Here is a 13013-nt window from a genome sequence, read left to right on the forward strand (position 1 = left end):
ATTGAGACCAATTAAAGCGGTTTGTGACTGCACAAGCAAGTAATATTAATGGCTTGATAGATTTTTCGAACACGTACGTTTTAAAACAGTGACTGTGTTTCGTCAATAAATGCCAGCGAATATGCTACAAATTTAATAATGAATCACGTCATCATGAACCACTCAATCCTGACTAAATCAGTGGCTTTAGCGCTGCTGCTCTTTCACTATCTGCTCGCTGGTTTTGCCAAAACGGCGTTGACGCTGTGCGAACTCTGTGACCATCGTTGCCAACTCATCGGCAGTAAAGTTCGGCCATAATGTCTGGGTAAAGAACAGCTCAGCATAAGCTGATTGCCACAATAAAAAGTTAGAAATTCGGTACTCACCGCCCGTCCGCACCAACATATCAACTGCAGGCGCATCGGCTAATTGCACATAGTTACCAAGCATTTCTTTATCAATTTCTGCAGCGCGCAACTCACCGGCTTCTACCTGCTGTGCCAGCTGTTTTGCGGCGTTGGCGATGTCCCACTGCCCCCCATAACTAATGGCAATAACCAATGTCATGGCTTCAAAATGAGCCGTTTCTGCTTCTGCATCTGCCATCAATGTCTGTAAATCATGACTAAGCTGGCTACGATCACCGATGAAACGCAAGCGAATACAGTACTCATTCATACGCGGCATCTGCTCATGAATGGTCGATGTTAGCAGCTGCATCAATAGCGCCACCTCGCTAGGGGGACGTTGCCAGTTTTCACTGGAAAAAGCAAATACTGTTAATACTTCGATACCCGCGTCGACACAATACTCCACGATAGGATCTAGCGCATCTTTGCCCGCCACATGGCCTTGGCCTTTGCCGAGCGCATTGGCTGTACCATAGCGATTATTACCATCCATGATAATGGCGATATGACGAGGAATGAGTACAGGAGCCAAAACGGTGGGAGTAGACATGGGCGATACGACTTATTGTTGAGGTAAAATAATGTATTGAGGTAAAACAATCATAACGCGCTCTATCGCATTAAAAAAGCGTCATGCTTCAGATTCATAAACTTATCATAAACCAGTCTAGAGCTAATGAGGATTGGAAAACCATTTTTGTAAACTGTTAAGGCCTATTTGCGAGCTATTAAAGAAACGTTATAAAACTCTGTGCTTATGTCATCACAATCCATATAGCAATAGACAGCCAATAGTGATTGACCATTAGCTGTCTATTATTATGATATTGTCTGCATTAAAAAACTTAATTTTTAAGCGCTTGATTTATTTTTTATTGATAAAAAACAAATCAAAGACAGTGCTTAAACGTCCATCAAATCGCTTTCTTTTTTGGTCAGACTTTTATCGATAGTTTCGATATATTTGTCAGTGATTTTTTGAATATCATCACTGGCGCGGCGCTCGTCATCTTCTGAGATTTCTTTTTCTTTGGCCAGCTCTTTGATGTCATTCATCATATCGCGGCGGATATTACGGATAGAGACTCGGCTGTTCTCTGCTTCTCCACGCGCAAGCTTTTGCATGTCACGGCGCGTTTCTTCGGTCAATGCTGGCATCGGCACACGAATCACATCAGCGGTCATTGGGTTCAGACCCAGATCTGCTTCACGAATGGCCTTATCAATCGCTTGTACCATGGTACGGTCAAACGGTTGAACAAGTAACGTACGTGAGTCTTCAACATTCACACTGGCTACCTGATTAAGTGCTGTATCAGAACCGTAGTAGCTGACCATCACACCTGACAACATACCTGGATGCGCACGACCCGTACGAACTTTACTAAAAGTGCTCTCAAGCGCTTCCAATGTCTTTTGCATGCGTGCTTCGCCGTCTTGCTTAATCTCTTTGATCATCATGTATCCTTATTTATCGCTATCGACAAATCATTCATTGTTGTTAATTATTAAGGTATTAACTGTTAAACCAGTGAGCTACTTATTGCCATGGCTATGATAGTGCTAATGACCGCTGTATCATTATGAATTAATGAAAAACTCGTGTGCCTTCATTTTCGCCCATGATGACATTCAATAAAGCATTAGGTTTGGTCATATCGAACACTTGTAGCGGCACGTTGTGCTCGCGGCATAAAGCAATCGCGGTTAAATCCATAACGCCAAGCTTTTGTTCTAATACTTCATCAAAAGTCAAACCGTCATATTTCACTGCGTCGTCATGTAAGCTTGGGTCTTTGTCATAAACCCCGTCTACTTTGGTGGCTTTTAGAATCAAGCCCGCTTCGATTTCAATACCACGTAGACAAGCAGCCGTATCAGTAGTAAAGAAAGGATTGCCCGTACCTGCGACAAAGATACATACTTCGCCATTTTTTAGGTAGCGAATGGCGTTGCGACTGCTATAGCTTTCGGTCACTTCGCCAATAGGTAAAGCTGACATCAAACGCGTTTTGATATTGCGACGCTCAAGGGCATCACGCATCGCCAGACCGTTCATGACCGTTGCTAGCATACCCATCTGATCACCGGTGACGCGACCAACCAAACCTTCTTTTTGTAACTGAGCACCGCGATATAAGTTACCACCGCCGACCACGATACCAACTTGTACCCCAAGCCCTCGCAAATGCGCGATAGACAAGCTCATCTTATCAAGCACTTCGGTATCAATACCCATGTCTTTGCTACCGGCTAAGGCTTCACCAGAGAGTTTCAGCAAGATACGAGAGTAACGCGGGTTTTTGTCAGACATGAGGTCACCTTATTTCGTTAAATTATAATTAAAATTATCGGTAAAACACAAATACAGTTAACCTTTAAACTCGCTTATACCGCCATACTTGATGGTAGGCGTGTAAAAAGGCTAAATTGCGCTAATTGTAGCAAAAACTGCCTATCATTGGGCAATTTTTGCTCACATATTATCGTAGTCATTTAACCTTTGTAGCGGTCATTTAAATAGCAGTCATCTAACCTTGGTAACTGGCAAACAAATCGTATTCGCTAGCATCATCAATCGTGACCGTGAGGAATTGCCCGACTTTGACTTGCGCATTGATATCATCAACATAGACATGACCGTCAATCTCAGGGGCGTCAGCATAGCTGCGGCAAATCGCAATGCCCTCGATACTATCAATCTCATCGACCAATACCGTCAAGGTTTTGCCGATTTTTTCTTGCAGCTTCTGTGCTGAGATGTCTTGCTGTAGCGCCATGAAACGCTCATATCGCTCTTGCTTCACCTCTTCAGGAACGTGATCTGGCAAATCATTAGCCACTGCGCCTTCGACTTCTGAATAGGTAAAGGCGCCGACGCGATCAAGGCGAGCTTCGACCAACCAATCAAGCAAGCATTGGAAATCTTCTTCCGTCTCACCAGGGAAACCAACGACAAACGTTGAACGAATAACGATGTCTGGACAAATCTCGCGCCACGCTTTGATACGCGCCAAGGTGTTTTCGCTGTGCGCTGGACGCTTCATTGCCTTTAGGATGCGACGGCTGGCATGCTGAAATGGAATATCAAGATAAGGCAATAATTTCTTCTCGCCCATCAACTCAACGACTTTGTCTACATGCGGATATGGGTAGACATAATGCAGACGCACCCAAATACCTAAATCGTTCAATGCTTGGCATAAGTCATAAAACTTCGACTTGAGCGGCATGCCATTCCAAAAACTGGTTCTATACTTCAAGTCCAGCCCATAAGCAGAGGTATCTTGCGAAATAATTAGCAACTCTTTCACGCCAGCGTTTTTTAGCGCCATGGCTTCATTCATGACATTATCAATCGGGCGCGAGACCAAATCTCCGCGCAAGCTTGGAATAATGCAGAAAGTACAACGATGGTTACAGCCTTCCGATATTTTTAGATAAGCATAATGGCTTGGGGTTAATTTAATCCCCGCTTCATTGATTAAATTTATCTTTGGGTCATAGTTTGCGTCCAAACTGCGGTTCGGCTTGGGTACATGCTGCGCCACTGCCGTAATCACCTCGTCATACGCATGCGCACCGGTCACGGCTAGCACGGCTGGGTGCATGGCACGGATTTTGTCCGCTTCTTTACCCAAGCAACCAGTGACGATCACTTTACCGTTTTTGCTAATGGCTTCACCGATGGCGTCCAATGATTCTTGCACTGCAGATTCAATAAAGCCGCAGGTATTGACCACGACGAGATCGGCACCTTCGTAATCACTGGCAACTTGATACCCATCACGGCTCAATTCTGTAATAATACGCTCACTATCCACTAGTGCCTTTGGGCAACCTAGTGATACAAAACCAATCTTTGGCGCGGCACTAACAGGCATCGTGGCAGTCGCATTGGCTGTCGTAACATTACTGCTTTGCTCAATGCTACGGTTTTGATTGTGATTGGCTTTATGATGATAAGGTTCACTACTATCCGTCGAGCTTTGCGCAGGCGTTGCTGTCGGCTTGGCAGGATTAAAGAGGGTGGCAGTGTCTTTTGGGGCAATAGACGCTGACGAGGATGTTACGATTGTCGTATTAATAGACTCGATAGAAGTTTTGGGCATGGCTGACCTTGCTAGAGATAAATTGGCTGAGCGCATTGTACGTTTTTTTTATGATAATCACCAGTTTTGCCGCGCTAGTGTATTGATTTATGGTTAAATATTACGTTCAGTATTATTCTTTATTAGGCACTGACAATGACAGCTGATTTTACAACCGCCAAACCGACTCCTGACTTAGCCTTTATATCACAGCATTTATTCACCGCTATCTTGTGGGTCAATGACGAGCTAGTCATTACGTGGCTAAATGCCCAAGCTGAACAATTACTAGCCATCAGCAGTGAACGCTTGCTCAATCAGTCAATATTGACCCTTCTCGCAACCGATGAATTAAAGCTCGATGAGCGCGCTGCTCAGACTCTGGATAACGACAACAATAACAACGAACATAACAAGCTAGATAATCACTGCGCCTTGACCGAGCGATTTCATCAAGCAAAGCAATATCAACAACCCTTTATCGATCATGATCACATCATCAAAACCCCACTCAATGGCAACTTACCGCTCTCAGTCGACTATAGCGTGACGCCTGTCATCTATGAGCAGCAACCTTACTTTATCATTGAGATGTGGGGTAAAGACCGTCAAAGCCGTATCTCAGAAGAGCAACGTCAACAGCAGCAATATAATGTTGCCCGTCATATGCTACGTTCGGTTGCCCATGAAATCAAAAACCCATTGGCTGGTATTCGCGGCGCGGCACAATTATTACAGCGACAATTTATCAAATTCAGCGAGGCGACTGCTTTACATAACCCTCCATCTTCTGCTATTAGCGATATAAATTCTGGCGCAAGTTCAGCTCCGAATAGCGATAAACAGTTGCAAAAAACAGCGCAGAAGCTTCGCAGCTATACTGATATCATCATCTCAGAGACCGATCGCTTAACCCATCTTATCGGACAGTTTCTTGGCTCCAATCAGCTACCAAACTGGCAAATGCTTAACATTCATGAGCCACTTGAGCATGTTTTAACCTTAGTGCTCAATCAGTACCCCCAAGTTACACTGCAACGTGATTATGATTTGTCGTTACCCGAGTTATGCGCTGATAAAGATCAATTGATTCAAGTGTTTTTAAACCTAATTAACAATGCCTGTGAATCAATGACTGAGTTTGAGCAGACACTTCAACAAAACGCGCCAGCCAAAGCTGATCAATTACCTTCAGATATTTTGCATAGTAATCTTGAGGTTGAGAAAACCTATCAACCAAAACTGCATATTCAAACGCGCGTTGCCTTCCAACATACGATTGGCAGCCAACAGCACAAACAAGCTTTGCAAGTTAGCATTACGGATAACGGCTCAGGGATAGATGCAGCGCTGATTGGGCAGATATTTTTCCCGATGGTGACCAGTCGTGCCGCTGGTACTGGTCTTGGCTTATCGATTGTGCAAGATATTATCAGCTGCCATCATGGTATGATTGACGTCAGCTCAAATAAAGCACAAAGCGCTAACCCAAATTCTAATCCCAGTTATAATTACAATAACAGTCAGACTCGTTTTACGCTGTACTTACCCTTTAAACAGCCCGCAACCGATGCGTAAAAATCATGGCTGAACCTATCAAACAACAACCCTGAATCACTTGCTCATTAGGCCTGATACATGACTGCATATAACGACAACCTTAAATCTAACAGCGACAATCAAGGCTCGAATGATAAAACGTCTGGTAATCAAATATCTGACAGCCAAACGCTTAATAACCAAGCACTTAACAATCAAACACTTAATAACCAAACTATGAAAGTAACGGTCAATAATGCGCCTGCTGACAACCCTGCGACCTTATGGCTCATCGATGACGATGCAGCGCTGCGCTTGGTGTTGGCGGATACTTTTGAAGATGCTGGGTTGACGGTCATCAGCTTTACCCAAGCACAAGCAGCATGGACACGCCTCAATGATATCTTGCAGCAGCGCGAGTCAGCCACGCAGCTACCGGATGTGATATTGACCGATATTCGGATGCCTATGATGGACGGCTTGTCTTTTAGCGACTGGGTGCATAAGCACTTCCCTGCGTTGCCGATTGTCATCATGACAGCGCATTCAGACTTGACCTCTGCCATCAATAGTTATCAGACAGGAGCATTTGAATATCTGCCGAAACCGTTTGACTTAGATGATGCAGTCGCTACGATTTATAAAGCGATTAATTTTCAACCAGACATGGCGAAAGCAGATCAACCAAATGAGTCGGATGTCAAAACAACTGCAAATAAATCGCCTGAGACAGATACAAAGTCCACTAGTAAAAATAAAGCCACTCATAACAATAAGACAGCCACCAAAGCCCATAAGACGACTAAAAATAAAGCTGAGATCAAAACTGATACACAATCCAATGACAACCCCAGCGGTATCATTGGTCAGTCACAAGCGATGCAAACAGTGTTTCGTGCGATTGGGCGATTGGCGCACTCACCCATTACCGTTTTGATTACCGGTGAATCAGGTACAGGGAAAGAGCTGGTCGCGAGTGCCCTGCATCAGCATTCACCGCGTCATCAGCAATCATTCATTGCCCTCAATATGGCCGCGATTCCGCATGATTTGATTGAATCGGAGTTATTCGGTCACGAAAAAGGTGCGTTCACTGGCGCAACGACGACACGGCAAGGTCGTTTTGAGCAAGCTGATGGCGGTACGTTATTTTTGGATGAAATCGGTGACATGCCGTTCAGCACCCAAACGCGGCTGCTACGGGTACTGGCAAACGGTGAATTTTTCCGTGTGGGCGGACAGCAACCGGTCAAAGTGGACGTGCGCATCATTGCTGCCACCCATCAAAACTTGGAAGAACTGGTCAAACTAGGTCGGTTCCGTGAGGATTTATTTTATCGTCTCAATGTCATTCGCCTACCGCTGCCACCACTACGGACGCGCCGCGAAGATATTCCTGCTTTAACCAGTTATTTTATGCAACGAGCTGCTAAGCAAATGAACACCGCCTTAAAACAGCTACAGCCTGCGGCGCTACAGATTATGCAAGCCTTTGACTGGCGCGGTAATGTGCGGCAACTTGAGAACGTCTGCCTATGGCTAACGGTCATGGCAACCGGAGATACAGTCATGGTTGATGACTTGCCGCCAGAGCTGCTTGAAGCGATGCCAGCAAACACAGAGTTGCAGCCACAACAAACGTCGTCCTCGTCTGAATTTGATCAGTACAACCAGCAGCACAACGGTGATAGCTCACATAACCCCAATATAGATAGCAATAATTTAAACATCCAAACTCAAAACATCGCTAAAAATCCAAGTTGGCAGCAGGCATTGGCAGAGTGGGCCAAGCAAGCGTTACAAACAGGTGAAACTGACATTTTGCAAACGGCAACGCCTGAGTTCGAACGAGTGTTACTTACAGCGGCACTCAATCATAGCGGTGGCAAAAAGATAGCGGCTGCCAACTTACTCGGCTGGGGACGTAATACGCTCACCCGTAAATTACAGCAGTTAGATATGTCAGCAGCAGAAACGCAGACCAAAGAGTAATAAAAGCGCAAAATTATTGAATTAATAATTCCAGTAAAATCAATTATTTATCATAGAAATCAGAAATAATCGTTAAATAATTCAAAATAATTGCAAAAAGGGCTTGTCAAACCATTCAAACTCTATATAATAGCCAACCACTGAGACGCACTACCGAATCAGTTAACTATCTATGTTGTGTTTGAGTTTAAACGCTAATAATGATAGAGTAACGAAAATGGGGCTGTGGCGGAATTGGTAGACGCACCAGATTTAGGTTCTGGCGCCGCAAGGTGTGAGAGTTCGAGTCTCTCCAGCCCCACCATTTTCGGATAGTACATCTTAGACCAAATATCAAAACCTGCTTTTTAGCAGGTTTTTTTGTGTCTGGAGTTTGGCTATCTATTATCACAAACGCTCTAAACCCTCCAACACCTCATCCATACTCCGATATCTTTTCTCCACGCGTTTCGCCAATGCTTTATCTACAATACATTGATAGCGACTATATTCTAGTGGCAAAGCTGGCATAGGCTGTTGACAATGTTGCGTCGCCCAGTCAATCATTGGATCGCTACTTTGTTTATTTATCTTAAAGGGTCGCACGCCTATTAAGATCTCAACCACCATTATGCCAAATGCATAAATATCGCTCTGCAACGTTGCGCCCTGCCCTTGCCAACGCTCAGGTGCGAGATACGCTGGCGTGCCAGCAGGATTTTCCACACTTATTGCGTTGCAGCGCTGCGCTAAGGCAAAATCGGTCAACAATAAATCAGGCATTACACTGCTATTATCCGCACTATTTGGCAACAAACCATCTAGCAAAATATTACTGGGCTTCATATCATTATGTAGCCAGCCGGCCTGATGCAAGTTGGCTATCAAATATGCCGATTGAGCGATGAAATGATGCTTTTGTTGCACCGTCAATGAATACTGATTTCGATCACTCAACTGCCCTGCCAAGCTACCATTAGAGTAATAAGGCATGACAACTATCGTTAAGTAATGAGGCTGCTCTAGTATTTGAACGTTTACACAATGATGCGCCAATAGCGGCGGTGAGATAGCATTATCTTCGATTCTTGATAAAGCATTTATAGCAGCTAAAACATCTACTTCGTGAGTTAAATCGAAAGCGATAGGATAAGCGTCGGCACTCAACTGCCATTTAATCATGACATGACCAAACTGCGGATGTTGGGCACGCGTTAAGCATTGATAATAAGTATTTTCAATATTTTGCGTATGCTCATGATTTTGCTGAGTAATACGCTGGTGAACGACTTCGCTAAAATGCAGTGTGGTCAGTGATTGCGTAATAATGGGTAATAGCTGCTGAGATTGCGCCTGTAACGCTTGCTTAATAGACAGATTACTGGCACTATTTTCCATGGTGTTTTTCTCATAATAGGGTGAGATTACTGCCTGCCTGTTCGTATCATTTCCAAAAATAATAATAACGCGAATAATTTTTACCAGTACTACGCTCAGTAGGCACCGAAACTTTAGCTACGTTAATGATATTTTTGGGTATGGTATTAAAGACAACCTTAATTACTAGAGCCACTATGTCACAACCAATCATCCCAACCTCGCCCTCTAATCAGCCTACTTATGCCCTACCTCAACCTTTACTAGATTTACTCAGTCAGTACTTACAAGAGCGGGTTACACCAACTATTGAAATCGATCCGAGCCAGCTTGCTTATCGCTGGGTTGGTGGACGCACTGGTAATTTAGAGCCTTTGTCGGTCAACCTGTTTTTAAGCTTAGATGACTTGCATGGTATCGATACGCAAAAGTCTAAACTGGTACAGAACACCCGTCAGTTTATTAAAGGTTATCCTGCCAATCACGTGCTGATGACAGGCACACGCGGTGCAGGTAAATCATCATTGATTCGCGCCTTGCTTCAAGCCCATCATAGTGAAGGCTTGCGTATTATTGAAGTTGCTCGCGATGATCTGCAAATATTAGATAAGATTCGCGCTGCCATTAACGCCCTACCAGCAGATTGTGATTGCCGCTACATCGTATACTGTGATGACCTCGCGTTTGACGGTCAAGATGAAAGCTATCGTACGCTAAAGAGCGTGCTTGATGGCTCGCTCGACTCTGAGCAAGACAAGCTACTGGTCTATGCCACCAGTAATCGCCGTCGCTTGCTACCGCAAATGATGAAAGACAATATTGATATTTACAATGGGCAGACGGATGAAGTCAACCCCTATGAAGCCATTGATGAGACCGTGTCGTTATCGGATCGATTTGGCTTATCACTCACTTTCCACCCCATGGATCAGCAGACTTACCTGCATATCGTTCAGCATTACCTAAATTTAGAACAGCAGAAAATCTCAGCTGATATGGATAGTGATGCTAAGACCGTTTTGGAAAGTCAGAATATGCCTGACAAGATCAAAAAGGATGCGCTACGTTGGGCCTCTGAACGTGGTGGTCGCTCAGGACGGGTTGCTTACCAGTTCAGTCGATACTGGAGCGGTATAACGCAATTAGCACTTGCAGATAGTCAATTGGCAAATAAAGAGCTATAAATCATGTCTCATTGCTGCGTGCAGAGCCTAGATACTGCACGCGGTTATCCTCTTCTTGGTTGCTTGCTAAATCAGCAGCACCATCGACCATATATTGGTCAAAATCTACTGCCAACCAGAGATTACCTTTGTAAACACTTTCTGCATCTAAGCGAATATGCCCCATGTTTGCCGTACTGCTAGCTGGGTTATCAAAGCTTTGATAACGCGCGCTAAAATGGGTCAAAATCAAATTCTTAAGCCCGATATCTTGAGCAAATTTGCCCACCAATTGCGCACTACTATGCATGGGGTCAAAGTCTGGATTTTTGGCTTGAATCTTAGTCAACACCTCATGAGTATAAGTGGCTTCATGCACCAGCAAATCAGTGTCGACCAACGCAGGGGTGAGACAAGCTGGCGTATCGTTATCCCCTGCTACCACTACCCGTGTGCGCTTAACGTCATTATTGACATAATCTGCTGAGCGCAGCTCACGACCGTCTTCGGTCATGACATCTGTACCTTGCTGCAGTTTGCCCCACAGCGCACTTGCTGGAATACCTGCTGCGGTCAACTTGTCCGCATTAAGCGTGCGCTGGCTGATAGTCTGAGTGATACCAAAACCATGAGAGGCGACGCGATGTGATAGCAGTGTGATATCAATATCAAGCTGATGCTGGCTGTCTAAACTGATACTTACCTGACTGTTACTCCCACTATCTGGAGACAATAACTCTTCAATCGCCATAAAATTGATGGCAAAGGGCAAATACAACTCTGTGGGGGCGGTAATAGCTTCAAGCAATGTAGCGATGGCTTTTGGTGCGATAAGCATCAACGGTTCGCGGCGTCCAGACATAGCCGCACTCGCCAGCAATCCTGGCAAACCATAGCAATGATCGCCATGCACATGGGTAATACAAATGGCAGTTAATTGATGTAAGGAGAGCTTGGTGTGCAGCAATTGCTGCTGCGTACCTTCACCGCAATCAATCAATAGCCACGGACGCGATTTTTTAGGCTGCTGACTAGCACTCGATGAATAAGGATTCAAGCATTCGATCGCTAAGGCAGTGACATTGCGCTGTTTGGTTGGCACCCCTGCTGAAGTACCTAAAAAAGTCAGTTTGAGCATGATTTAGCACTCATAGTACAAAACTATTAATGAATGATACGGCTTATGATAGTTGGCATATCATGGTTCGGTCGCCTGCTACCATCTGTCCACCATTGGCAGTACACTCATTGACCATATTGGACTCATAAGACTTCCAACCACCATAAAAGCTCGCTACACATAGCAGCACGACCAGCAGTTTTTGTGACCATGCTTTGATAGACACCTGCTGGCTATTGATTTCTTGACGAGCAAGCGATGGGTTAGTATTGACATCGGTATCGATGTTTTTGTTTTCAGATTTATTCAGATCAGACATTACTTTATCCTAAAAAGGTTTTGTCTATGCATAAACAAAACCTTTTATCAAAATATTAAATCAAGCGCTTATACGTGTGTAAACGCCAGCAACTAGAACTTAAGACGACCGCCCTTTTCTTCTGCACTCTTAAAGGCATCACGTTCTTCACAGCGTTTTAACCAATTTAAAATATTGGTATATTTATTCTTATCTAAGCCCGGACCAGCATTGGCACCTACTACCGCCAGATGCATCTGAATGTCGGCGGCGCTAAAATCTTCACCAGCGAACCAATGATTGTCCTGTAGATGCTGCTCCATCATGTCGAGTATTTTGTTTAAGCTGTTAGCAATCATACTTTTTTCGACTTTTGCTTTGATGCCCTTGCTAACAGGTTTAATCAACATCGGCGATTGCTCAACCACTTTGGTGAACACCAATCGCATGATGAGCGGTGGCATCACAGACGCTTCAGCGAAATGCAACCAAAACGTATAGGCTTCCCACGCTGCTTCGTTGTCATCGGCAGGCTTAAACTGATGGGCTTTATCATAATGCTTGAGCAGATATTCGATGATAAACCCTGACTCGATCAGCGGGCGACCATCCACTTCCAATATCGGTGCATGACCGATCGGATGTATGGCTTTTAGACTCTCAGGCGCGCGGTAAGCTTTATTGCGCTCATAGCACGTCAGTTGATAATCGGCTTTGAGCTCTTCTAATAACCATAAAATGCGAAACGAGCGTGAGTTTGCTAAATGATGAAGGTGTAACATAAACCATCCTAGTAATAAGTAATTGTGAGTCCGCTATACTATTTTAAGGTGTGTCCTCATTCTGAACATGGTGATAAAAATGAGATAAATTGCAGCCAAACGAGGAAATTAGCACAGATAATATCGAGATATTAACCAGCTATTTGACACAGTTTGGCAAGACTTAGCCATTTTTGACCCATTTAAGTATTTTCGTTCAGCTTGAGGACACGCCCTAGATATCATGTGCCAAATTAGGTCGAGTGTGATACTGCTGCTACTGATAATAGCGTACTTAACG

11 protein-coding genes and 1 tRNA gene are annotated in these 13013 nt (G+C 44.3%); 4 read left to right on the plus strand and 8 right to left on the minus strand.

The window, feature by feature from the left end:
* Nucleotides 1-186: 186 nt before the first annotated feature.
* The 4 genes from uppS to rimO form a co-directional block, all read right to left on the minus strand.
* A complete protein-coding gene (gene uppS / locus JMY08_RS04195; RefSeq protein ID WP_201591115.1) occupies nucleotides 187-942 on the minus strand; it encodes a polyprenyl diphosphate synthase in 756 nt (251 codons plus the stop codon).
* A gap of 353 nt (nucleotides 943-1295) precedes the next feature.
* Nucleotides 1296-1850 carry a ribosome recycling factor gene (frr, locus tag JMY08_RS04200; protein WP_010200239.1) on the minus strand — a complete coding sequence of 185 codons (555 nt, stop codon included), beginning with the start codon at nucleotides 1848-1850 and terminating at the stop codon, nucleotides 1296-1298.
* A 130-nt stretch (nucleotides 1851-1980) separates the two neighbouring features.
* On the minus strand, nucleotides 1981-2706 hold the full coding sequence (pyrH, locus tag JMY08_RS04205) for a UMP kinase (RefSeq protein ID WP_010200240.1): 726 nt from the start codon (nucleotides 2704-2706) through the stop codon (nucleotides 1981-1983).
* Between the two features lie 217 nt (nucleotides 2707-2923).
* A complete protein-coding gene (gene rimO / locus JMY08_RS04210; protein WP_201591118.1) occupies nucleotides 2924-4504 on the minus strand; it encodes a 30S ribosomal protein S12 methylthiotransferase RimO in 1581 nt (526 codons plus the stop codon).
* Between the two features lie 135 nt (nucleotides 4505-4639).
* Between rimO and JMY08_RS04215 the strand changes: the two genes are divergently transcribed.
* The 3 genes from JMY08_RS04215 to JMY08_RS04225 all read left to right on the plus strand — a co-directional run bounded on the left by JMY08_RS04215 (nucleotide 4640) and on the right by JMY08_RS04225 (nucleotide 8318).
* The gene (locus tag JMY08_RS04215) at nucleotides 4640-6061 is read left to right on the plus strand and encodes a two-component system sensor histidine kinase NtrB (RefSeq protein ID WP_201591121.1); all 1422 of its coding nucleotides are present in this window, start codon (nucleotides 4640-4642) and stop codon (nucleotides 6059-6061) included.
* Between the two features lie 60 nt (nucleotides 6062-6121).
* Complete coding sequence (locus JMY08_RS04220) at nucleotides 6122-8014, plus strand: sigma 54-interacting transcriptional regulator (RefSeq protein WP_413786676.1); 1893 nt, start codon at nucleotides 6122-6124, stop codon at nucleotides 8012-8014.
* Nucleotides 8015-8233: 219 nt separating this feature from the next.
* Nucleotides 8234-8318 (plus strand) — tRNA-Leu (locus tag JMY08_RS04225).
* An 83-nt stretch (nucleotides 8319-8401) separates the two neighbouring features.
* Here the strand turns inward: JMY08_RS04225 and JMY08_RS04230 are convergent.
* Nucleotides 8402-9391 carry a serine/threonine protein kinase gene (locus JMY08_RS04230; RefSeq protein ID WP_201591134.1) on the minus strand — a complete coding sequence of 330 codons (990 nt, stop codon included), beginning with the start codon at nucleotides 9389-9391 and terminating at the stop codon, nucleotides 8402-8404.
* Nucleotides 9392-9567: 176 nt separating this feature from the next.
* Between JMY08_RS04230 and JMY08_RS04235 the strand changes: the two genes are divergently transcribed.
* Nucleotides 9568-10554: an ATP-binding protein gene (locus JMY08_RS04235; protein ID WP_201591138.1), complete on the plus strand. Its 987-nt coding sequence runs from the start codon at nucleotides 9568-9570 to the stop codon at nucleotides 10552-10554.
* 1 nt (nucleotide 10555) lies between these two features.
* On the opposite strand, the gene JMY08_RS04240 is transcribed toward JMY08_RS04235, so the two are convergent.
* From JMY08_RS04240 to JMY08_RS04250, 3 genes are all read right to left on the minus strand, one after another.
* Nucleotides 10556-11671, minus strand: a complete 1116-nt coding sequence (locus JMY08_RS04240; RefSeq protein ID WP_201591141.1) for a ribonuclease Z — start codon at nucleotides 11669-11671, stop codon at nucleotides 10556-10558.
* A gap of 43 nt (nucleotides 11672-11714) precedes the next feature.
* Nucleotides 11715-11972 (minus strand): hypothetical protein, encoded by a 258-nt coding sequence (locus JMY08_RS04245; RefSeq protein WP_201591144.1) that lies wholly within the window; start codon nucleotides 11970-11972, stop codon nucleotides 11715-11717.
* Nucleotides 11973-12064: 92 nt separating this feature from the next.
* Nucleotides 12065-12733, minus strand: coding sequence for a glutathione S-transferase (locus tag JMY08_RS04250; protein ID WP_189580454.1), 669 nt, complete (start codon nucleotides 12731-12733; stop codon nucleotides 12065-12067).
* Nucleotides 12734-13013: the final 280 nt, after the last annotated feature.

The sequence above is a fragment of the Psychrobacter sp. Pi2-51 genome (genome assembly GCF_904846665.1).
Taxonomy (GTDB): Bacteria; Pseudomonadota; Gammaproteobacteria; order Pseudomonadales; family Moraxellaceae; genus Psychrobacter; species Psychrobacter glaciei.

Coding starts and splice junctions, on each gene's coding strand:
- uppS (WP_201591115.1), bottom strand. CDS start 942: ATGTCTACTCCCACCGTTTTGGCTCCTGTACTCATTCCTCGTCATATC.
- frr (WP_010200239.1), bottom strand. CDS start 1,850: ATGATCAAAGAGATTAAGCAAGACGGCGAAGCACGCATGCAAAAGACA.
- pyrH (WP_010200240.1), bottom strand. CDS start 2,706: ATGTCTGACAAAAACCCGCGTTACTCTCGTATCTTGCTGAAACTCTCT.
- rimO (WP_201591118.1), bottom strand. CDS start 4,504: ATGCCCAAAACTTCTATCGAGTCTATTAATACGACAATCGTAACATCC.
- JMY08_RS04215 (WP_201591121.1), top strand. CDS start 4,640: ATGACAGCTGATTTTACAACCGCCAAACCGACTCCTGACTTAGCCTTT.
- JMY08_RS04220 (WP_413786676.1), top strand. CDS start 6,122: ATGACTGCATATAACGACAACCTTAAATCTAACAGCGACAATCAAGGC.
- JMY08_RS04230 (WP_201591134.1), bottom strand. CDS start 9,391: ATGGAAAATAGTGCCAGTAATCTGTCTATTAAGCAAGCGTTACAGGCG.
- JMY08_RS04235 (WP_201591138.1), top strand. CDS start 9,568: ATGTCACAACCAATCATCCCAACCTCGCCCTCTAATCAGCCTACTTAT.
- JMY08_RS04240 (WP_201591141.1), bottom strand. CDS start 11,671: ATGCTCAAACTGACTTTTTTAGGTACTTCAGCAGGGGTGCCAACCAAA.
- JMY08_RS04245 (WP_201591144.1), bottom strand. CDS start 11,972: ATGTCTGATCTGAATAAATCTGAAAACAAAAACATCGATACCGATGTC.
- JMY08_RS04250 (WP_189580454.1), bottom strand. CDS start 12,733: ATGTTACACCTTCATCATTTAGCAAACTCACGCTCGTTTCGCATTTTA.